Source organism: Paenibacillus sp. MZ04-78.2 (assembly GCF_024213375.1).
GTDB lineage: Bacteria > Bacillota > Bacilli > Paenibacillales > NBRC-103111 > Paenibacillus_G.
In genome coordinates this window covers 1-21927 of the sequence record NZ_JANAVJ010000025.1, presented here as the reverse complement: position 1 = coordinate 21927, position 21927 = coordinate 1, and the positions used below count along the sequence as shown (strand labels likewise).

The window sequence follows — 21927 nt, the reverse complement described above, 5'->3', positions numbered from 1 at the left end:
TAGGAGGAAAAGTGTTTTTTTCGGAGGAATGAATTCATCATGCGCGAACTTCGCAAATCAGATATCGAGCTGCTGGCGCCTGCGGGAGATTGGGATTGCCTGCGGGCTGCTGTGGCGAACGGGGCGGACGCCGTCTTTTTCGGGGTCGAAAAATTCAATGCGCGGGCCCGGGCCAACAATTTTCATACGGACGAGCTGCCGGATATTATGTCGTTCCTGCACCGCTACGGGGTGAAGGGCTTTTTGACGTTTAATATTTTAGTATTTGAAGAAGAGCTGAAGGATGCGAAATCCTTGATCGAGGCCTGTATTGATGCGGGCGTCGACGCGGTGATCGTGCAGGACCTGGGTCTGGTGAAAATGATCCGCGAGCTTTCGCCGGATTTCCCGATTCACGGCTCCACGCAGATGACGATTACGTCGCCGGAGGCCGTCGAGTTCACGAAGCCGTTCGATATCGAGCGGGTTGTACTCGGGCGGGAGAACAACCTGAAGCAAATCAAGCAGATCGGAGACCAGGCGAAGCTGCCGATGGAAGTGTTCGTGCACGGAGCGCTGTGCGTTTCGTATTCCGGGCAGTGTCTGACCTCGGAGATGTGGGGCGGCCGTTCGGCGAACCGCGGCGAGTGCGCGCAGGCGTGCCGGCTGCCGTACGATCTGATGGTCGACGGAGAGCAGAAGCCGATGGGCGACGTGGCCTACCTGCTGTCGCCCAAAGATTTGGCGGCGCTGGAGCTTGTCCCGGAGCTGATCGAAGCGGGCGTCACCTCCTTCAAGATCGAAGGCCGGCTGAAGAGCCCGGAGTACGTGGCGAACGTTGTGGCGAAGTACCGGCGCGCGATCGACCGTTATTTTGACGGCGACAATCCGAAGCCGACGAAGGAAGAGCTGCGGGAGCTGGAGCAGAGCTTCTCACGGGGGTTTACGCACGGATTTCTGAAGGGTACGAACAACAAACAGCTTGTGGAAGGCACGTATCCCAAGAGCCGCGGCGTATATGTAGGGCGTGTGAAGCAGGTGTTGCGCGACGGCGTGCTGTGCGAGCTTGAGGCGCCGCTGAAGCGTGGGGACGGCATTTGCTTCGATGCGGGCGACCCGACGAAGAAGGAAGAAGGAGGCCGCGTCTACGATCTGCGCCGCAAAGGCATGAAGCTAGAAGGCGAAGCGCCGGGCGGGCTGATCGAGATCGTGCCGGGACGCAGCGACGTCGATTTAAGCCGGGTGCATGTCGGCGACCGAATCTGGAAAACGAACGATCCGCACCTCGACAAGCGGCTGCGCCAGACGTTCGAGACGGACAAGCCATACCGCGTCTTTCCGGTAAAGGTTAAGGTGACGGGAGCAGCCGGTCAGCCGCTGAAGAGCGTCTGGACCGACGTGGCGGCCGGGCATACCGTGACCGTCGAATCGGAGCTGCCGCTGGTGCCTGCCGAGAAACGGCCGATGGATGCGGCGCTGTTCGAGGAGCAGTTCGGGCGGCTCGGCGGGACGATTTTTGCGCTGGAGGCTGTCGACGTGCATTTGAGCGGCGATTTGATCGTGCCGATGCGCGAGCTGAATCAAATGCGCCGTCAGGCGGCGGAGCTGCTGCTTGCGGAGCGGGAGCGCCCGCGCGCTTATATCAAGCGGCGCGCGGACGTCTACGGCGACGCGCCTGCGGCGCCCGCAGCCGCTTCGAAGGCGCGGCCGTCGCTGACCGCGCTGTGCCGGAGCCTCGAGCAGGTGCAGGAAGCCTGTAAGCTGAACGTCGATCTCGTCTATGCTGATTTCGAATTCATCAAGCAGTTTCCAGCCGCCGTGGAAGCCGCCCGCGCCGCAGGGAAGCGCATTGCGCTGGCGACGCCGCGCATCCACATGCCCGGTGAAACGGGGTATTTCAAAAACATTTTGAACCTTGGCCCCGATGCCGTGCTTGTCCGCAATACGGGCGCTGTTTACTGGTTCATGCGGTACTTCGCGGAGCATCCGGCAGAAGCGCGCCCCGAGCTGATCGGCGATTTCTCGCTGAATATTGCCAATCACAAGGCGGCGGCGCTGTTCCTGGAATCGGGGCTCCGGCGCGTGACGCCGTCCTACGACCTGAACATTCAGCAAATGATCGATCTGCTGCGCCGGGCCGATACGTCGAAGCTGGAGATCGTCATCCATCAGCATCTGCCGATGTTCCACACCGAGCACTGCGTCTACTGTACGTTCATGAGTCCGGGTACGGATTACACGAACTGCGGCCGCCCGTGCGAGGAGCAGCGGGCGTCGCTGCGCGACCGCGTCGGCTTCTCGCATCCGGTAAGGGTTGACGAAGGCTGCCGCAACACGGTGTACAACGCCATTGATCAATCGGGCGCGGAATATCTCGCCAACTTTATGGAGCTTGGCGTATCTTCGTACCGCGTCGAATTTCTGGAGGAAACGGCGGAGAAGGTGCGCGAGGTGCTCGGCCTCTATGACCGCGCTTTGCGCGGGGAGATCGGCGGCACGCAGGTGTGGAAAACGCTGAAAGCGACGAATCAGCTTGGCGTTACCCGCGGTCAGCTCGTAAAGTAAGCTTTTCGTTTATGAGTTTATGGATATAGCATCGAAATAAATAAGCCTCGTCGCGTTATCTCGGGAACTCGGTCGTCTTGGGATTACGGCGAGGCTTTTTTGTTTGATGGATGGGTGCAGAGGGGTGTTCATAATTTAGACACAAATTTTTAATCCAATTTTCAGCTTCGGTTAAGCTCCTATTATTGTTTCGTTTGTATATTGTTGTTGGTCTGTAAGCAGGTTAAGCGGCACGCAAGATGGAAATGGATGTTAGTAAGGAAACCAGTTGTCAGATGGGAGGGTATGACGTGCTTGAGGTGAAACAAGTCAGTAAATTATACGAGAACCAAAGAGGGGTCCGGCACATCGACTTTTCGATGAACCGCGGAGAAATCGTCGGTTTCCTCGGACCGAACGGCGCCGGGAAAACGACGACGATGCGGATGATCACGGGCTACTTGAACCCGACGCACGGCACGATTACGATTGACGGAATGTCCATGGCTGACCATCCGAAGAAGGCGCGGCAGAAAATCGGGTATTTGCCCGAGACGCCGCCGCTGTACCCCGAAATGAGCGTTAGGGCGTACTTGCAGTTTATCGCGGATCTGCGCGGCATTCCGGTGAGGGAGCAGAAGCAGCGCATCGGCGGAGTGATCGAGCGGCTTGGTCTGGAGGGGCGGGAGCGGCAAATTATCCGCAGCCTGTCCAAAGGCTACAAGCAGCGGATCGGTCTCGCCCAGGCGATTCTGCACAACCCGGACCTGCTCGTGCTGGACGAGCCGACGTCCGGCCTCGACCCGAAGCAGATTATCGAGATTCGCCAGCTCATTCGCGAGCTGGGCGAGAATCATACCGTGCTGCTCAGCACGCACATTTTGCCGGAGATCAACACGCTGTGCAACCGGGTGCTGATCATCAACCAAGGCAGCATCGTGCTGGACGGCCAGCCCGATCAGCTTGCGAATACGATGGGTGAGACGTTCGAGGTCTCGCTTGAAGTCATGGGCCCGCGCGAAGCGGTGCTGGCTGAGCTGCGGGGCACCCCTGGCGTCGGCAGCGTTCGGGAGCTTGCGGGCGAACCGACCGCGCCGGCCGACGCCGAAGCAGCGGCGCCGGCGGTTCCAGTCACCGCCGTCACCGCCGAAGGCGAAACGGTTAAAGTCGTTGTCGCCTCGGTGGACAAGACGGACATTCGTGAAACGTTGTTTTACCGGATGGCCGATAAACGCTATCCGATTGTGTCGATGAAGAAGGAGAGCCTCAGTCTGGAGGACATCTTCCTGAAGCTGACGACCAACGAGTCGCTGGATTCAGCGGCCGCGGACGGCGGCCCAACACTGGAAGCAGAGGAGGCGGTTCCTCATGCGTAGAACGTTGGCTATAGCCAAGAAAGAGCTGCAGATGTATTTTTACTCGCCGATTGCTTATGCGGCGTTTGCATTCTTTTTCGTCATTGCCGGGTACTTCTTCAGCGTGAACTTTTTGTACCCGCCTTATATTGTCGACGTCCGGCCGATTTTCGGCACCGTTGCGTTCATTTTCCTGTTCATTATTCCGCTGCTTACGATGCGTCTCGTATCCGACGAGCTGCGGATGGGCACGGACGAACTGCTGTTAACGTCGCCTGCAAGCATTTCGGAGATCGTGATCGGCAAATATTTGGCGGCGCTCGTCGTCCAGCTGACGCTGGTCGTCGGCAGCCTGGTCTATCCGCTGATTCTGAGCGCTTACGGCACCTTGGACCAGCCTGTGCTGTGGATGTCTTATCTCGCGATGTTTCTGCTTGGAGCGGCCATGATGTCCGTCGGCCTGTTCGCTTCTTCGCTGTCCGCGCACCAGATGGTTTCGGGGATCGCGTGCTTTGCGCTTCTGTTCGTGTTCTGGACGATCGAATGGCTGGGCGATACCATCGGCGGCAAAGTCAAGGACTACCTCGGCACCTTTTCGATCATCGGGCGGACCGTGGATTTTCAGAAAGGCGTGCTTGATTTTGCCGATGTCCTATTCTATGTGACGTTCATTGCGGTGTTCGTCGTGCTCAGCATTCAAGTGCTTGAAAGAAAACGGTGGAGATAAGCGCAAGTCCGAGATTCCGCGCACCTGCGGAAGAAGTCCAAGCAGAAGGGGGAAAGCAAAGTGAACAAGTGGATTCGCGGCACGAACGCGACCGTGCTGTCGCTGGCGGTCATCGGCATTTTCATCGTGCTGACCATTTTTCTGAATTCGGTCAAGGGCCTTCAGGTCGACCTTACGCAAAATAAAAAATTTACGCTGTCCGATCAGACGACCCAGACGCTTCAGGCGCTGGATAAAGATGTGCGCATCATATCGCTGACAAGCGATCAAACTGATCCGTACATCAAGCGACAAGTTGTCGATCTGGTGCGGGAGTACAAGAAACGAAACGGTAAAATTACGCTCGACGAATACGATATGATCAAACAGCCGGCAATCGCCAAGCAGTACGAGGTGGACCCGTCGGGGACGCTCGTGGTGGAAAGCGGCGCCCAGAAGAAAACGATCTATTATTTCGATATGTTTTTGCCCGGGCAGCAGCCGGGCCAGTACAGTTTCAGCGGCGAGGAGAAGCTGACGCAGGCGCTGGTCAATCTGAACAGCAAGGAGAAGAGCAAGGTCTACTTCCTTTCCGGGCATAACGAAATTCCACTCAACCGAATGAACTTGTGGCGGAGCAGTCTTGAAGGCGAGAACTATGAGGTGAAGGACCTTAACCTTCTGCGCGAGGGCAAAATCCCGGATGACGCCAGCATGCTGTTCATCATCGGACCGGAAAACGATGTCAGCGACAAGGAAGCTGAGCTGATCAAGACGTATTTGAACGGCAAGGGCAAGCTGTATATGGCGCTCGGCTTCAATAAAGATATGGCAAGGAATTGGAAAAATATTGACGGGATCATGGCGGCTTACGGCATTAAAGACCAGCATGCCGTCGCGATCGAACCGAAGCAGAGCATGCTGTACGATCCGCTCACGATCATTCCGGAATACGGCAGCCATCCCATTACGAGCAAGCTGCAGCAGTACAATCTGCTGACGATGATGACTTTGGCCGTCTCGCTGAATGCGGATCAGCCTGTAGCGGATTTCCCGGCAACGTCGATTCTTAAGACGACGAATCAAGCCTACGGCGAGACCGACCTGGAGACGCTCGCCAACAGCAGCCGCAGCACCATGGAAGCCAATGACGTGAAGGGCCCGCTCAACCTCGGTTACGTCGTCGAGGATAAAGACAAGAAGCCGAAGGCCGTCGTACTCGGCGGTTCGACGTTGTTCGAGGATCGCGTCATCGCGCAGCAGGGCAACCGCGACTTTGCGCTGAATACGGTCGGTTGGCTGCAGGAGCAGCAAAATCAAGTCACGATTCGTCCGCGCGAAGGCGACGCCATCCAGACGGCGATGCTAACCGCAGGGCAGGGGAATATGATTTTCTACGGCACGGTGCTGGTCTTCCCATTCCTCTTCCTGATCGCGGGCGGCGTGATTTGGTGGAGGAGGAGAAAAGGATGAAGCGGTTCATTCCGACACTCGTTCTGGTGCTTATCTGCATCGGAGGCTTCTGGTACGCATCGAGTCAGGACTTCTTCAAAGAGAAGAAGCCGGAAGCGCCGGCGCTTGTCACGGTGAAGAAGGAAGATGTGGCAAGCTACACGATCAAAAACTGCGATACCGTCATCGAAATGCAGCAAAAGGACGGCAAATGGGCGATGACCAAGCCGTCCCCGCTTCCGCTGAACGACTATGCTCCCGGAGCCTGGGTCGATTCGTTCAACGGGGCCAAGAAAGAAAAAACCGTCGATGCGAACCCGACTGATCTGGCTCAATTCGGACTCGACAAGCCGAAGCAGGAGTTTACGGTGAATCTCGCCGGCGGCTCGGCGAATACGCTGTCCGTGGGCGACAAGACGGCCGTTCAAGGATTTTATTACGCGAAGTTCAATTCTTCGCCGGAAGTGTTCCAGCTTAGCGAGTCTACGGTGAGTGCACTCGCTAAGCAGCAGACCGATTTTATGGAAAACAGTCCGGTCAAGCTGAATTACGAGCAGGTTCGCTCGCTGACAGTCGATTGGAAAGGCCAGGCTTGGACGATCACCAAGACGGAGCCGGACAAGAAGTCGTACGAGGCGGCCTGGAAGCTCGGCGACAAGGAGTTCAAGGGTGCCGATGCGAGCCAGTTTTTGGATAAAACGGCGTTTTTGACTTCGGAGCAGTCGGCCAAGCGGACCACCGAGATCAAGGGGCTGGATAAGCCGGAGCTGCGGATGGAGATTAAGGAAGCCGATGCGTCCGCCGGAGGCAAGGAAGGTTCCTCCGTCTACGTCGGAGCCGTCGAGGGCGATATCGTCTGGATCGCGAAGCAGGGCGGAGAATGGGCCTTCGCCATTCCGTCCGCAAGCATTCAGGAGCTGGCCGACATGAGCAAGAAAGAGCCGGCCAAGCCGGAGGCTCCCCAAGGAGAGGCGCCGAAGCAAGAAGCGCCGAAGGAGCAGAAATAAAGCAATAGGACGCCTGTCGGATTCAACAGTCCCGGTATGGCGTCCTTTTTGTTTGCAGAGGACGAAAAATAAATTGGAGCGTCATACATATTTTCCCACAGTTCGGGAAATCTAATGCCAACAAGGAAGGAGGATTTGGATGGTTACAGGTCAACAGCAAGGAACGGTCAGCACGAAGGAGCTCGCCTATATTACGGACAGCCTCAAAAACGAGGGACTGCTCGCCAAAATTGCAGCTCAAGGCGTAGCCGAAAGCCAGAATCCGCAGCTGAAGCAGAAGCTGGCGCAAATCGCGCAGGACCGTCTGCAAAATACGGACCAACTGCTCCGTACGCTGCAGCAGCAAACGCAAACCACCCACTAGGGCAACCATAAGGAGGTGCGGTAAACATGTATCAACAAAACTTCTCTAATCTTCAGCCGGCACAGACCCAGCCGATTCACTCTCATTTGAACGAACAGGATGTCGCCAACCTCGTCTTGTCCGAGCTTAAGCGCACGGCCCGCGAGTATACGACCGCCGCATTGGAGGCGACGCATCCGGCGGTTCGCCAAACCTTTGTATCGTTGACGCAAAAGACACTGCAGGATCAGGCCGAGCTGTACAACGTGTTGTCTCAATCGGGCGGATACGGCTCCATAAGCATGGCTTCCCAGCAAGAAGTACAGCAGGAGCTCCAGCAGCAGCTTCGCAAGACCGAGCAGCTCCATTCGGTCGTTCAACAGGCGGTGCAGGCCGCCTATGCAGGCGGCAGCCTGTACGCGCAAAGCGCCCATCAGCAGACGCAGGCTTACACGCAAGCCCAGCAGCCGGTTTACCAAGCGCCGGTGTATCCGACGGGCTATCCGTCCGGCAGCGCGACTGCGACTTCCTCGACCGCATCGCCTTACGGCAGCAGCTTTACTGCATTCCCGAGCGGCACTTACGGCCAGACGTCCGGCTCTGGCTTCAGTCATACGACGTCCGGTTCGGGCTCTTACGGTTCAAGCACCGGCACAACGGCCGGTTCAAGTTTAACCGGCACGGGGGCGGGTCAAACGAGCGGAGCAAGCGCCCATAATCCGGCCCTCACTCAAGCAGTCGGTTCGAGCTTCGGGAGCTCGCTTTCCTCCTCCACCGGGGCGCATAGCAACGAATATGGCGTGAAATCCTCCGTCGCCGGGACGGACAACCAAGACTATTTCTCAGCCGGTTCGGTTCAAGATTACAACAATAATAAATACAGCAGCGGGCAGGAGACTTACAGCGCCGGGACTACGTCCTCGCAAGAGACAAGCTATGCCCCGTCGTCTTCCGTCCGCCCTGCCGGCGGCAGCTCCAGCTTTGGCAGCGTCTCCTCGGGAGTCGAAGCGCCAACGTCAAGTCAAGCTTCCATATCCGGCTCGTACCACAATAAAACGCAGTCGCATTCCCAGCAAGGCACGACCCATAGCAGCAAATATATGATGTAGGGCGCACTGGCCCGGCCCGGACCTTCCAGGTTCCGCCGGGCTTTTTTTTCTGCGTACGGTTTTATTCCCGGCAATGGCCGCCCGGGCAGCATTTCACGTCAGCCGCTGAACGAACTCAAGACGGTTGCCGAACGGGTCCAGGCAGTGAAAGCGGAGAACGCCTTCCAGCGGCACGTCCTCCTGGATGACGATTCCTTTTTCCGATAACGCTTGCTTAAGCTTTCCGATATCTTTGACCTGAAAAGCCGGATGCGCTTTCGACGCAGGAGCGAAGTCGGTCTGCACGCCGATATGCACCTCATGGGGGCCGCAGCTGAACCATACGCCGCCGCGCGCCTGAAGCGGTTCGGGCTTCGGAATTTCCCGCATTCCCAGCAGTTCTCTGTAAAAAGCCCGAGCTTCTTTTTCACATCCGGCCGGCGCGGCCAACTGAACATGATCGATTCCTATATATTCGTTAGCTTCCATGATTGATGACTCCTTTATTGAAGTTTCGTATAATGAAACTTGATTTCATTCAATGGTACTAATTTATCTTATATGATTTTGATTTTCATGTAAATAGAGCCGCAACGAGCGCTGTTAACCGAGCCTTGCCAAAAAAGGGTATAATATTTCCGTAGCGACTTGGAGAGGGGGCTTGGGATAATGTATCGTATCCTGATCGTGGAGGATGACGATAAGATTGCTGGTATCCTTCAGGAATACTTGGAAAAATACGAGTACGAAGCGGTTCGCACGACCGACTATAAACATATCAAGGACGCGTTCCTTCAGCATAAGCCCGAGCTTGTGCTGCTCGATATCAACTTGCCTAGTTACGACGGGTTTTATTGGTGCCGTCAGATTCGCACCGTCTCCAGCGTGCCGATTTTGTTCATGTCCGCACGGGTCGGGGAAATGGACCAGATCATGGCCATTGAGAACGGCGGCGACGATTACATAACGAAGCCGTTTCATTCGGAAGTCGTCATGGCGAAGGTCAAAAGCGCTCTGCGCCGCGCCTATGGGGAATATGCGCAAGTGCAGGCCGGACGAGAACTGACAGAGCTGAACGGCCTGTTCGTCGACCGGACCCGGAGCTCGGCCGAATGGCAGGGGCGCAAAGTGGACCTCAGCCGCAACGAGCTGCTGCTGCTGGATCTCCTGCTGAAGCAGGCGGGGGAAGTCGTGTCCCGCGAACGGCTGCTTGAGGCGCTGTGGGACGATATCGATTTCGTTGACGACAATACGCTGACGGTGAATGTTACGAGGGTGCGCAAAAAATTGGAAGAGCTCGGCATCACGCGCGTCATCGAAACGGTCCGCGGCCAAGGCTACCGGCTTCAGACTTCCTGGGAGGGCGAAGGATGAGCTTCCGCGACTTTTTGGCCGACCGCATCGGATTTATCGTCATGTATTGGATCAATGTAATCTTGATCGCGGCAGTCGTGCAGCTGGACCTGCTGGGCAAAAACGTTTCGCTCGACCAAAGCAATATCGCCTACATGGCGCTATTATCGGCAGCAGGACTCGCCGCTTTCTTGATCTTGGACTATATCCGGCAGCGCGGGTATTTCCAAGGCCTTCGGAGTCTGAAGCAAAGCGGGCTGAACGGCCGCAGGCCCAAGGCTATGGAAGGCGTTATAAGCCTGCCTACGGGCGTTACCCGGGAACAGCGGATGGCCGTAGAGCTGCTGTTGGAATTATACGGCGCTTATACCGACCGGCTTGAGAAGCACCGGATTTCCCAAGATCAGCACCAAACGTTCGTTCGATTATGGGTGCATCAAATGAAAACGCCGGTGTCCGTCATCGGACTGCTGACCGAGCAGCCGCACGCCGCGCCGAAGGAAGCGTCCCAGCGACCATTTGGGGCAGTGCTGGAGAGCATCCAGGAAGAAAACGAGAAGCTGCGTCAAGGCCTCGACATGATGCTGCACACGGCACGGCTTGAGAAGTTCGAAGCGGATCTTCGCATGCAGAAGATCGACCTGCTGCAAGCGGTCCGCCATGTCATTAACGAGCATAAGAAGGCATGCATCCGCTACCGGATATATCCGAAGCTGATTGCCAGCCACGAAGCGTGCTACATCGATACGGATGACAAGTGGCTCGGCATCATTTTGCATCAAATCGTCTCGAATGCGATTAAATATTCCAAGAGCAAGCACGACAGCGGCAAATCGCTGATCATGACAGTCACGAAGGACGGCAGCGGCTGCCATGCTGTATTTCAGGACGAAGGGATCGGCATCGCCGAGCAGGATCTTCCGCGGGTGTTCGATCCTTTTTTTACCGGCGAGAACGGCAGGCTTGTCGCCGAATCGACCGGCATGGGGCTGTTTATCGCCAAGGAAGCGTGCAGGAGGCTCGGACACCGGCTCGAGATCGAATCGAAGCTCGGGGAAGGAACGACCGTCCGCCTTCATTTCTCTCGCAGCCTGGGAGGGAACTTCGATGAACTTCCGACAGCTCGCCCTTAAAAATATTCAAGGCAATTGGCATCGGTACATCGCATTTTTTCTAAGCAGCACTTTTTCCGTTATGGTCTTCTATATGTTCGGTGCTTTCATCTATCATCCCGAAGTCGCCAACGGGCAAATCAGAGCGGCAAATATGGTGAAAGAAGTGCTCTTCGCCTGCCAAATTCTGATCGTCGTCTTCTCGTTTTTTTTCGTGCTGTACGCCAGCTTTGCTTTTCTCAAGACGCGCAAGAAAGAATTCGGATTGCTCACCTTGTTCGGAATGACCCGTTCGCAGATCAGCCGGCTGATGTTTTACGAGCAGATGATGATCGGCCTGCTGTCGATCGGCGTGGGGATCGGCACGGGCATGCTGTTCTCGAAGCTATTCTTTTTGGCTATTGCGCGTTTGCTCCAAACGAAGAGTCCGCTCAGCTTCGTCGTACCGCCCCAGGCGCTGCTTCAGACGGTCGTCGGATTTCTGGCCTTGTTTCTCGCGATGACCCTGTTTGCGATGTTCAGCGTAAGCCGCAGTCAGATCATCACGCTATTGCGGGCGGCCAAGCAGCCGAAGAAGCTTCCCGTTGCTTCACCGTGGTTGACCGTTTTGGCCGTGAGCTGTCTCGGAAGCGGATATTACTTGGCGTTTACGACTTCGCTGCAGCTCATTTTGCAGCTTATGATGCCGATCATTTTTTTAACCGTGCTCGGCACCTATTTCTTGTTCACGCAGGCGAGCGTGGCGATTATTCGCAGACTGCAGCGCATGACGGGCCTATACTACAACAGGACGAATTTAATTGCCATCTCGCAGCTTGCGTTCAAAATGAAAGACAACGCGCGCACGCTGTTCGTCGTTTCGGTTTTAAGCGCGGTCATTTTGACGGCATCAGGCACGATTTACGTGTTTTATAAGAACAGCGACAAGCAGGTGATGGAGCAGTTTCCGAATACGATAAGCTTTACTCAACAAGGGCTCAATACTCCTAAAGGGATCGACCCCGAGAAGATCAAGGCCGTATTGGCCGCCGAAGGAGCGAGCTTAGCTAAAGAATTGAAAATCGTAGGCGTTCAAGTCCCGCTTACGCTGTACGGCTCCCGCGCATTGGATACGACGGCGTTGCTGATATCGGAATCCGATTACAATCGGGCGGCGGAAGGAATCGAGTATGCAGCCCCGCTTCAGATTGCGCCGGGGCATGCCGTATTCAGTTATCCATACAGGAATTCCGACGTTAAGCTAATGGACAAGAGTTCGCAGCGGACCGTTCAATGGGACGGACAATCCTGGGCGTTGGAGATGGACGGGCAGGTCATGGGAGGCGTTATCAATCTGATGGGAGAAGCGAGCGGGCTGCTCGTGGTCAATGACGGGGAATATGCCCAGATGATGGGCAAGGTGCCTGATGAACGGAAGCTCGTCTATTACGGCTTTGATTTGAACCGCTGGCAGGAGCATATCGCCACAGTGGAGAAAGTAAAGCAGTCCGTGCCCGAAGAGCAGCGGAAAAAGTTGTTCAGTCCCGCCTCCATCTACGCCGCGAACAAACAAAGCTCGGCATTAACGCTGCTTATCGGTTTGTTCGTCAGCTTCCTGTTTTTTGTCGCCTCGGCGAGCATGCTGTATTTCAAGCTGTTCACCGAGCTGCAGGACGATGACAACCAATATCGCGCGCTTATGCGGATCGGAATGTCCGTACCTGAAGTCCGGCGGATCATCAACGTGCAGATCGGCCTGTTGTTCCTGCTCCCGGTTGTCGTAGGCGCGGCTCACGCGGCTTTCGCTTACAAGACGCTGGCGAATTTGCTCTCGATGAACGTATGGTCTTACGGGGCGCTGGTCATTTCCATTTTTGCCGTGCTGCAGTTTGGATATTTCCTGCTAACCCGCCGCGCTTACATGGCCCAGATGAAGAGCTTGTAAGCGATGGGGCAAGACGCGTAACCCTCATAAGCAGAGCATTGCCCGGCCCTCTCCGCAAGCTTGGTATATTTTTTCGTTTTTGAACCATAATACGAAAAAAAAGCCAACACGGAAGGGGCATCATCCGGGTGAAAATCATTGTCGCACTGCTTCTGGCCGCCGCGCTTCTGTGCGGCTGTACAAAGGAGCCCGATCGCCACGCCACCGATATGAAGACGCTGCAAAAAACGGTCGGCCGCGAGCGGCTGCTTCAGACGTTCAGCCAAATCGAGCCGCCGCCGATGGGAAAAGAAATCATGAACAAGTCCGATCAAGAGATCATCGCTTGGATTAAGCAAGTGGACGACTGGACGCATAAAGTGCTGTCTTCGCCGGTTACCGGGGAGATGGACGAGCACGCCATGCGCGAGATGCAGACGCAGCTGGGGAAAGTATATACGCCCGACATGGCGCGGCGGATGATCGATTACTTTTACCGCCGGGACCCCCGGATCGGAACGTACCAAGCGAACAGCACCAAGGCCATGCTGGGCCTGCGCAGCGAATGGGGGCAGTACGAGCTGCATAAAGCGCAGCCGGCCGAGGGACAGTACAAACTCAGCTTGACCGGCAGGTCGAAGCAGGATTACAGCGAATCCGTCATGCATCATGAGTCAGCCTACAGCGTGCAAGGCGACCGACTGATCGTCAGCGAATTCAAGACCCGCTCTTGAGCCGCCCAAACAGCTTTATTTTCAGCAGACTGGTGTCTATTACAAGCCGGTCTGTTTTTTGTATGCCGACTATGGAAAAAGGTTCCGGCCAAGCGTCCGAAGCAGACGAACAAGCATTCCTATTCCTTGCTTGTTTTATGGTATAATAGGAAGAAGAGCCGTTCCCCGCAGGCTTCATTGACACCGGGCGCGGGCTCGCATAGACTTGACTTGAGACAGGATGAACCAGCTCCGTACGTTCCTTTTCCGGGGGCGGCGGGCTTGCCGTGTTTAACCGACAGGAGGCAATTTCCTTGCATTTGCGTATGGAAGAATGGAAGCATGTGTTTAAACTTGATCCGGATCGGGAGATCGGCGACGAAGCGCTTGAGCGCATTTGCCTCTCCGGCACCGATGCGTTGATGGTCGGCGGCTCGTCCGGCGTCACCTTCGACAACACCGTCGACCTGCTGGCGCGCATCCGCCGGTATGAAGTGCCGTGCGTCTTGGAAGTGTCGGACACGGAAGCGATCGTACCGGGGTTTGACTTGTTTATGATCCCGATCGTGCTGAACGCCGGAGACACGCAGTGGATCGTCGGGCGTCATCAGCAGGCGCTGAAGGAATACGGCGCGATTCTGGATTGGGACGAGCTCGTTCCCGAAGGCTACATTATATTGAACGGCGATTCCACGGCGGCCAAGCTGACCGAAGCCGACGTGCAGCTCGACGTGAAGGATGTAGAGGCCTATGCCCGAATCGCCGACCGTTTGTTCCGCTGTCCGATCGTTTATTTAGAGTACAGCGGCGTGTTCGGCGATATGGAGCTGGTCGGTCGGGTGAAGCGGCTGCTTTCCCAGTCGCGGCTGTTTTACGGCGGAGGCATCGACAGCCCGGAGAAAGCCCGCGAGGCGGCGAAGGCGGCGCACACCGTCGTCGTAGGCAACGCGGTATACGATGATCTCGATCGGGCGCTCGCTACGGTCCCGGCGGTCATGGAAATGCGGTAGAAAGGAAATAAGAATCATGATTAACGAACCTATCGATATACACAAAGCGATTCAAAAGCTCAACCCGCAGCAAAGACGCGCTGTTGAAGCTACGGACGGACCTCTGCTGATCATGGCCGGGGCGGGCAGCGGCAAAACCCGCGTGCTCACGCACCGGATCGCTTATTTGATCGCGACGCGCAAAGCGGCGCCGTGGAGCATTCTTGCCATTACGTTCACGAACAAAGCGGCGAGGGAGATGCAGGAGCGCGTCAGCGCCCTCGTCGGCCCCCAGGGGCAGGATATTTGGGTATCCACCTTCCACTCGATGTGCGTGCGTATTTTGCGCCGGGACATTTCGCGGATCGGCTTCACGTCGAATTTTACGATTCTCGATTCGGGCGACCAGTTGTCCGTGGTCAAAAATTGCATGAAAGAGCTGAACATCGACTCGAAAAAATTCGAGCCCAAAGCGGTCCAGGCCGCCATCAGCAACGCCAAGAACGAGCTGCTGACGCCGGAGAAATTCGAGCGCAAGATCGGTGATTACTTCGACGGCATCGTCGCCAAAGTATACTCGTCCTACCAGAGGAAGCTGAAGGCCAACAACTCGCTTGATTTCGACGATCTGATCATGACTACGATCGAGCTGTTCCAGCAAGTGCCCGAGGTGCTCGATTTTTACCAAAACAAGTTTCAGTACATTCACGTCGACGAATACCAGGATACGAACCGCGCCCAGTATATGCTGTGCCGGATGCTGGCCGACAAATACAAGCGCATTTGCGTCGTCGGCGACAGCGACCAGTCGATTTACCGCTGGCGCGGGGCCGATATCAGCAACATTCTCGATTTTGAAAAAGATTACCCGAACGCCACCACCATTATGCTCGAGCAAAATTACCGCTCGACCTCGAACATCTTGAACGCCGCGAACAAAGTGATCGCCAACAACACCGGACGCAAGCCGAAGAACCTGTGGACCGACAAGGGTGAAGGGCAGAAAATCCGGCTTTACCAAGCCGATTCCGAGCATGAGGAAGGCTATTTTATCACCGGCGAAATCCGCAAAAACGTGGACAAAGGCCGCCGGTTCAGAGACCATGCCATATTGTACCGCACGAACGCGCAGTCCCGGGTCGTCGAGGAAATTTTGATCAAATCGGATATTCCTTATCAGATCGTGGGCGGCATCAAGTTCTACGACCGCAAAGAGATCAAGGACATTCTCGCCTACCTGCGGCTCATCTCGAACCCGGACGACGATATCAGCTTTGCGCGGATCGTCAATGTGCCGAAGCGGGGCATCGGGGATACGACGGTCGAGCGGCTGGGGGCAGCGGCGGGACAATTCGGCGTATCGATGTTTGCGATGCTGGAGAACGTGGACAGCATGGAAATCGGCGCCAAAGCCCGCAACGCGCTGGCCGATTTCCGTGACATGATCGAGAACCTGTACCGGATGGTCGATTATTTGTCGGTCACCGAGCTGACGGAGAAAATGCTCGAAATGAGCGGCTACCGCGAGGAACTGAAGCGGGAAAACACGATCGAATCGCAGGCGCGGCTGGAGAACATCGACGAGTTCCTGTCCGTAACGATGGAGTTCGAGAAGCGCAACGAGGATAAATCCCTCGTATCCTTCCTGACCGATCTGGCGCTGATCGCCGACATTGACTCCATGAATCAGGACCCGGAAGCGGGAAAACAAGGCGTCGTGCTCATGACGATGCACAGCGCCAAAGGACTCGAGTTCCCCGTCGTTTTCGTCGTGGGCCTGGAGGAAGGCGTATTCCCGCACAGCCGGGCCCTGATGGACAACGAGGAGCTGGAGGAGGAGCGGCGCCTCGCTTACGTCGGCATTACCCGCGCCGAGGAGGAGTTGTTCCTCACGTGCGCCCGGATGCGCACGCTGTTCGGACGGACGACGGCGAACGCGCCGTCCCGGTTCCTTCAGGAGCTGCCGCAGGAGCTCCTGGAGACCGTGCGCGCCGGCGGCGGCTTCGGCCGCGGCGGAGCGGCAACCCCGGCGTGGGCCGGCGGCGAACGCCGCTTCGGCAGCGCCGGAGGCTTCGGCGGCGTGCCCGAACAGGCGGGCCGCACGCCCGTGAGCTTCCGCAGCGGCCCCGCCGCGGGAGGCGCAGCGCCCAAAGCCGCAGCTCCCGCGGCTCAGGCGACCGACTATGCCATGGGCGACAAAGTGTCGCATGGCAAGTGGGGCACCGGCGTCGTCGTCGCCATCAAGGGCTCGGGCGACGACACCGAGCTGCAGATCGCTTTCCCGGCCCCTGTGGGCGTCAAGCGGCTGCTGGCCAAATTTGCGCCGATCACCAAGCAGAGCTAAATCGCCAGGCAACTTTATATCCCGTAGCCATGAGAGGATGAATTTCCGATGCCGGACGCTTTGGAAACGATGAAGACGCTTATCGAAGAGATCAATAAACACAATTACGCTTACTACACGCTGGATCAGCCTTCTCTCACGGATGCCGAATACGACGCGCTCTATGATAAGCTGGTTCAACTGGAAGCGGAAACCGGCACCGTACTGCCTTACTCACCCACGCAGCGGGTAGGCGGCGAACTGCTCAAAGGGTTTGAACCGCACCGGCATCAGGCCCGGCTCTGGAGTCTGGACAAGGCGCAAAATCACGACGATCTGATGGCGTGGCATACGCGCGTCCAGAAGCTGGTGAATGACTACAACACCCAGCATCCGGACGATCCGCTGCCGCCTTTATCCTTTGTCGTGGAATTGAAATTTGACGGCCTGACGCTGAATCTGACCTACGACCGCGGCGAGCTCGTGCAGGCGGCCACCCGCGGCAACGGCGTCGTCGGCGAAGGGATTGTCGCCAATGTCAAGACGATCCGTTCCGTGCCGCTGCGCATTCCATATACCGATGGGATTATCGAAGTGCAGGGCGAGGGAATAATGAACCTGTCCGTGCTCGAAGCCTATAACGCGACCGCGGCGGAGCCGCTCAAAAACGCGCGCAACGCCGCCGCAGGCGCCCTCCGCAACCTGAATCCGAAAGTGACGGCGGAGCGCAAGCTCAACGCTTATTTTTACAACATCGGCTATGCCGACTCTTTGCAATTTCAGGATCATCAGGAAATGGTCGACTTTTTGCGCGACAACCAGTTCAAAGTCAGCCCGTTCGTCAAATTCGTCGACAGCATCGACGCGGTGGAAGATGAGCTGGAGAAGTTGGTCGCCATGCGCAATACGCTTGATTTTCTGATTGACGGACTGGTCGTAAAAATAACGGATATGCGCACCCGCGAAGTGCTCGGATATACCGACAAATTCCCGCGCTGGGCGGTAGCCTATAAGTTCGAAGCCGAAGAAGCCGTGACGACGCTGCTCGACGTGAGCTGGAACGTGGGCCGGACCGGCAAAGTGACGCCGCTCGCTCGGGTAGAAGCCGTCGATATCGGCGGTGTGACCGTGCAGAACTGTACGCTTAACAACATGGACGACATCGAACGTAAAAATTTAAAATACGGCCTAGGCAGTCTCGTTTACATCCGGCGTTCTAACGACGTCATCGTGCGCCCATAAAGGCGTTTCAGCAGAATCTGCTTCGCAAGCAGCAGGCCAGCCATCATAGCCTGTCACCAGCCAACTTATCTTGGAGGGAAACCGAAGAGGGAGTGTAGCATGTTGGTCAAAGCACTAAGTCGCCTAACTACCATGGCGCTACTGAAGTGCAAGGTGAAAAGTTACAGACGAGGATGAAGGTTGAATTACTTGAATGCCAGTCCAAGCAGGGTTAACGTTCCCTTCGACCAGGTAGGCGCGAAAGTCGGACAGCTGAGATACGCCGATTGGGATGACATTGGTGTATAACGGATTAACTAATGGGATTACTTAGTTAATCAGATGGTCAAAAGCTGGGCAAGCTCAATCAGAGTTAAAGGACGAACGGCACATCCGACACTGTAACGCGCGTGTCTCTGAAGCGTAAATGGGGATTACCTAAGTCGGGAGTAACTGTTAGCCCGATATGGTAACAGAGTCCTCGTAGTAGTCCGAGGTGGTAAGGTGGGTCGTCAGAGCATATGGTGACATATGTTCTCCACCTGAACGAGGGTAGCGCCTCTAGGGAGAGCCCACTACATGGCGAAGGAGGACAGCTTTGTCCAGTTTAATACGAAAGGGAAAGGGGCGAGAGGCTCTTGAGAATTCCTGAAGTAGTGTTAAACAGTCTATCTTCCAAAGCAAAGGATAAGGAATACAAATACCGTGACTTGTACAGGAATCTGTACAATCCCGAGTTTTACCTGAGAGCGTACCAGAAGGTTGCCCCTAAAGAAGGCAACATGACGGCGGGGACCGATGGACAAACCATCGACGGCATGAATGTAGGCAGAATCAACAGCCTCATCGCTAAGATCAGAGATGAATCATATCAGCCGAACCCCGCACGGAGGAAATACATCCCCAAGAAGAACGGTGGCAAAAGATCGCTTGGGATACCATCCGTGAACGACAAACTCGTTCAGGAAGTCGTTAGAATGGTTCTGGAGGCTATCTACGAAGGTAGTTTTAAGGACTCCTCACATGGATTCAGACCGAACAGAAGCTGTCACACAGCGCTTAAACAAGTTAAGAATCTGTTCACTGGAGTAAGATGGTTTGTAGAAGGAGACATTAAAGGATTCTTCGACAACATCGACCATGCTAAGCTAATCGAAATTCTTAGAAAGCGAATCGAAGATGAGAAGTTTATCCGATTAATTTGGAAATTCCTTAGAGCAGGTTACATGGAGGACTGGCAATATCACGGCACCTACAGTGGAACACCGCAAGGAGGTATCGTGAGTCCGCTCTTGGCGAACATATACCTGAATGAGTTTGACAGGTACATGAGTAAATACCAGAAGGAATTTAATGCTGGTAAGGAGCGGAAGAGGAGTCCAGAATATCGGCTTATCGAAAGCAGACGAAGATCATATCAACGGACGCTTAAGAAAAACAAGGACATTTGGGACGAAGCCAAAAAAGCGGAGTACACCGAAGAAATCAATCGGATAAACGAAAGAATCAAGGTCATTCCAGCTTTAGACCCAATGGACGAAGAATTTAAAAGATTTATCTACATTAGATACGCAGATGACTTCTTGATCGGCATTATTGGTTCTAAGGAAGAGGCAGAAAAGGTTAAAGCAGATGCGGCACTGTTCCTAAGGGAAAACCTTAAACTCGAACTCTCAATGGAAAAGACCCTTATCACTCACTCATCGAAATTCGCAAAATTCCTAGGATATGGAATCTCGATTCAACGAGACGAAACGCTTAGTAAATTCGGGAGATCAAGAAACTATAAACCTTACCTTCATCTTCCCAAGGCGGCTTGGGAAGGAAAGCTGAGAAGCTTGGGAGCACTAGCAATCAAAGATGACGGGTCATGGAAATCCATCCATAGACAGCATCTAATCGATAACGACGACCTTGAGATCGTAAGCATCTACAACTCAGAAATAAGAGGGTTGTACAACTACTACCGTCTTGCCAACAATGTCAGTGTCCTTAACCAATTCCATTACATTATGGAATACAGCATGTACAAAACATTCGCGAGGAAGTACCAAATTTCGGTGCGCCAAGTTATCGACAAATACAGGGTGAACGGGAAGTTCGCGGTGAGATACATGACAAAGAAGGGCGAAAAGATTAGATTCTTTTTCAACGAAAGCTTCTCAAAGCACGAGAACCCGCTTGCAGCTCCAGACGTTGACAAAGAACCTAATACACTGATCTATTCAGGCAGATCGAGCTTAGTTGACCGGTTGCTAGCGAACAAATGCGAATGGTGCGAAGCAGAAACCGAGATCGAGATGCACCACGTAAAAAAGCTCAAGGACTTGAAAGGTAAAGCGAAATGGGAATAATTCATGATAGCGAGAAGGAGAAAGACTCTCGCTCTCTGTAGAAAGTGTCACGATGACCTACACGCTGGAAGATTAGATTGACAAAGTGGCGAGCCGTATACTCTGAGAGGAGTACGTACGGTTCTGGAGGGAGTCTTTGGAAACCTGCCGCGCATACGCGGTAAGGCGCCGGAGGCTTACCTCATCCGGAGATTCTAGGCAAAGTGACCGAGGAAGCCGACGGAAGCGAAATCGTGCCTCCGGCGGTATGTCCTTCGTGCGGACACGATTTGGAGAAAAAGGGTCCGCATCTGTTCTGTACGAATAAGGTGGACTGCCGTCCGCAGCTTGTCGGGCGTATTGCTCATTTTGCCTCCCGCGATGCGATGGACATCGAGACATTCAGCGAGAAGACGGCCGAGCAGCTCTACGATTCGCTTGACGTGCGCGACCCGTCCGATCTGTACTATTTGACGTTTGACGATTTGATCAAGCTGGAACGCTTCGGGACCAAGAAGGCCGAGAATTTGATCGCCGCCTTCGAGAAAAGCAAGCAGCCCGATTTGGCATCGTTCCTATATGCCCTCGGCATTCCGAATACGGGCAAGACGACGACCAAGGAGCTTGCGGAGCATTACCGCAGTCTCGAGAAGCTGATGCAGGCGGAGCCGGAGGAGCTGATCACGCTGCCGGATATCGGCGGCATCGTAGCGGAGAGCATCGTCGGCTTTTTCCGCGATCCGGCGATGCAGCGAAGCATTGAGCGATTGCTTGCCGCCGGTATACAGCCGGTCAGCGAAGAAGCGCCTGCGGTCGTCGACGAAAGCAGTCCGTTTTTCGGCAAAACGGTCGTCTTAACGGGTACGCTCACCACCATGGGGCGGGACGAAGCCGCCAAGAAGCTGGAGAAGCTGGGTGCCAAGGTGACCGGCAGCGTGTCGAAGAAGACCGATATCGTCATCGCCGGAGAGAACGCTGGCAGCAAGCTAACCAAAGCCCAAGAGCTGGGTATCCGCATTATTGATAATGAAGAGGAGCTGCGGCAGCTGTTAGATGACGTCTAATCACTTTTCACGCTGTGCAGCACGAAACCGCCGGTTCCGGAAAAGGAGCACGGCGGTTTTTCGTCGATAATACTATGTAATGCCCGCTAAAAAGTGCGCCGCTTGCCGAGGAGTGGACCCAATTTACAATTGCCAAAATTTATGGTTGCATTCGACCTGGCATCTGTGATACATTATTGCTTGTCGCCGCAAGAGGCAGTAAGCCTTGAGCGAGCGGATGATAAAAAAAGTAGTTGCAAAGCTCGTCCTGATGTGATAAGATTAGATCTTGTCACGGCAGAACAGAATAGTGACGAAAGCTCTTTGAAAACTGAACAAATGAGAACGAAATGCCAAGCGTAACAAGCATTTTGAGCTATATCAGCTTTCTTTAATGGAGAGTTTGATCCTGGCTCAGGACGAACGCTGGCGGCGTGCCTAATACATGCAAGTCGAGCGGGCT

The 21927-nt window shown here is 55.1% G+C and carries 14 protein-coding genes, 1 rRNA gene and 3 pseudogenes; 17 read left to right on the top strand and 1 reads right to left on the bottom strand.

The window, feature by feature from the left end:
• Positions 1-39: 39 nt before the first annotated feature.
• From NLX71_RS17110 to NLX71_RS17080, 7 genes are all read left to right on the top strand, one after another.
• Positions 40-2544: a U32 family peptidase gene (locus NLX71_RS17110; protein WP_254365020.1), complete on the top strand. Its 2505-nt coding sequence runs from the start codon at positions 40-42 to the stop codon at positions 2542-2544.
• Between the two features lie 290 nt (positions 2545-2834).
• Positions 2835-3899 carry an ABC transporter ATP-binding protein gene (locus tag NLX71_RS17105; protein WP_254365019.1) on the top strand — a complete coding sequence of 355 codons (1065 nt, stop codon included), beginning with the start codon at positions 2835-2837 and terminating at the stop codon, positions 3897-3899.
• Entirely contained in the window at positions 3892-4605 is a 714-nt protein-coding gene (locus tag NLX71_RS17100; RefSeq protein ID WP_254365018.1) for an ABC transporter permease subunit, read from the top strand. The genes NLX71_RS17105 and NLX71_RS17100 overlap by 8 nt, the downstream gene beginning before the upstream one ends.
• A gap of 60 nt (positions 4606-4665) precedes the next feature.
• Complete coding sequence (locus NLX71_RS17095) at positions 4666-6057, top strand: GldG family protein (RefSeq protein WP_254365017.1); 1392 nt, start codon at positions 4666-4668, stop codon at positions 6055-6057.
• On the top strand, positions 6054-7043 hold the full coding sequence (locus NLX71_RS17090; protein ID WP_254365016.1) for a DUF4340 domain-containing protein: 990 nt from the start codon (positions 6054-6056) through the stop codon (positions 7041-7043). The genes NLX71_RS17095 and NLX71_RS17090 overlap by 4 nt, the downstream gene beginning before the upstream one ends.
• A gap of 139 nt (positions 7044-7182) precedes the next feature.
• Positions 7183-7407 (top strand): hypothetical protein, encoded by a 225-nt coding sequence (locus NLX71_RS17085; RefSeq protein WP_254365015.1) that lies wholly within the window; start codon positions 7183-7185, stop codon positions 7405-7407.
• Positions 7408-7433: 26 nt separating this feature from the next.
• On the top strand, positions 7434-8495 hold the full coding sequence (locus tag NLX71_RS17080; RefSeq protein WP_254365014.1) for a spore coat protein: 1062 nt from the start codon (positions 7434-7436) through the stop codon (positions 8493-8495).
• A 93-nt stretch (positions 8496-8588) separates the two neighbouring features.
• Here NLX71_RS17080 and NLX71_RS17075 read toward each other — a convergent pair whose 3' ends face one another.
• On the bottom strand, positions 8589-8963 hold the full coding sequence (locus NLX71_RS17075) for a VOC family protein (RefSeq protein ID WP_254365013.1): 375 nt from the start codon (positions 8961-8963) through the stop codon (positions 8589-8591).
• Positions 8964-9143: 180 nt separating this feature from the next.
• On the opposite strand from NLX71_RS17075, the gene NLX71_RS17070 reads away from it, so the two are divergent.
• The 10 genes and pseudogenes from NLX71_RS17070 to NLX71_RS17025 form a co-directional block, all read left to right on the top strand.
• Complete coding sequence (locus NLX71_RS17070) at positions 9144-9848, top strand: response regulator transcription factor (RefSeq protein WP_254365012.1); 705 nt, start codon at positions 9144-9146, stop codon at positions 9846-9848.
• On the top strand, positions 9845-10960 hold the full coding sequence (locus tag NLX71_RS17065) for a sensor histidine kinase (protein ID WP_254365011.1): 1116 nt from the start codon (positions 9845-9847) through the stop codon (positions 10958-10960). Before NLX71_RS17070 ends, NLX71_RS17065 begins: the two co-directional genes overlap by 4 nt.
• Positions 10935-12863 carry an ABC transporter permease gene (locus NLX71_RS17060; protein ID WP_254365010.1) on the top strand — a complete coding sequence of 643 codons (1929 nt, stop codon included), beginning with the start codon at positions 10935-10937 and terminating at the stop codon, positions 12861-12863. The genes NLX71_RS17065 and NLX71_RS17060 overlap by 26 nt, the downstream gene beginning before the upstream one ends.
• A gap of 128 nt (positions 12864-12991) precedes the next feature.
• Positions 12992-13576, top strand: a complete 585-nt coding sequence (locus NLX71_RS17055) for a hypothetical protein (RefSeq protein ID WP_254365009.1) — start codon at positions 12992-12994, stop codon at positions 13574-13576.
• A gap of 305 nt (positions 13577-13881) precedes the next feature.
• Positions 13882-14565: a heptaprenylglyceryl phosphate synthase gene (pcrB, locus tag NLX71_RS17050; RefSeq protein ID WP_254365051.1), complete on the top strand. Its 684-nt coding sequence runs from the start codon at positions 13882-13884 to the stop codon at positions 14563-14565.
• A gap of 16 nt (positions 14566-14581) precedes the next feature.
• Positions 14582-16888 (top strand): DNA helicase PcrA, encoded by a 2307-nt coding sequence (pcrA, locus tag NLX71_RS17045; protein ID WP_254365008.1) that lies wholly within the window; start codon positions 14582-14584, stop codon positions 16886-16888.
• A 48-nt stretch (positions 16889-16936) separates the two neighbouring features.
• Positions 16937-18097 (top strand): annotated as a pseudogene (gene ligA / locus NLX71_RS17040) (NAD-dependent DNA ligase LigA); the annotation flags it as partial.
• A gap of 629 nt (positions 18098-18726) precedes the next feature.
• Positions 18727-20523, top strand: a pseudogene (locus NLX71_RS17035) (reverse transcriptase domain-containing protein).
• Positions 20524-20627: 104 nt separating this feature from the next.
• Positions 20628-21485 (top strand): annotated as a pseudogene (locus NLX71_RS17030) (helix-hairpin-helix domain-containing protein); the annotation flags it as partial.
• Between the two features lie 370 nt (positions 21486-21855).
• Positions 21856-21927: ribosomal RNA gene (locus NLX71_RS17025) — 16S ribosomal RNA — on the top strand; the annotation flags it as partial.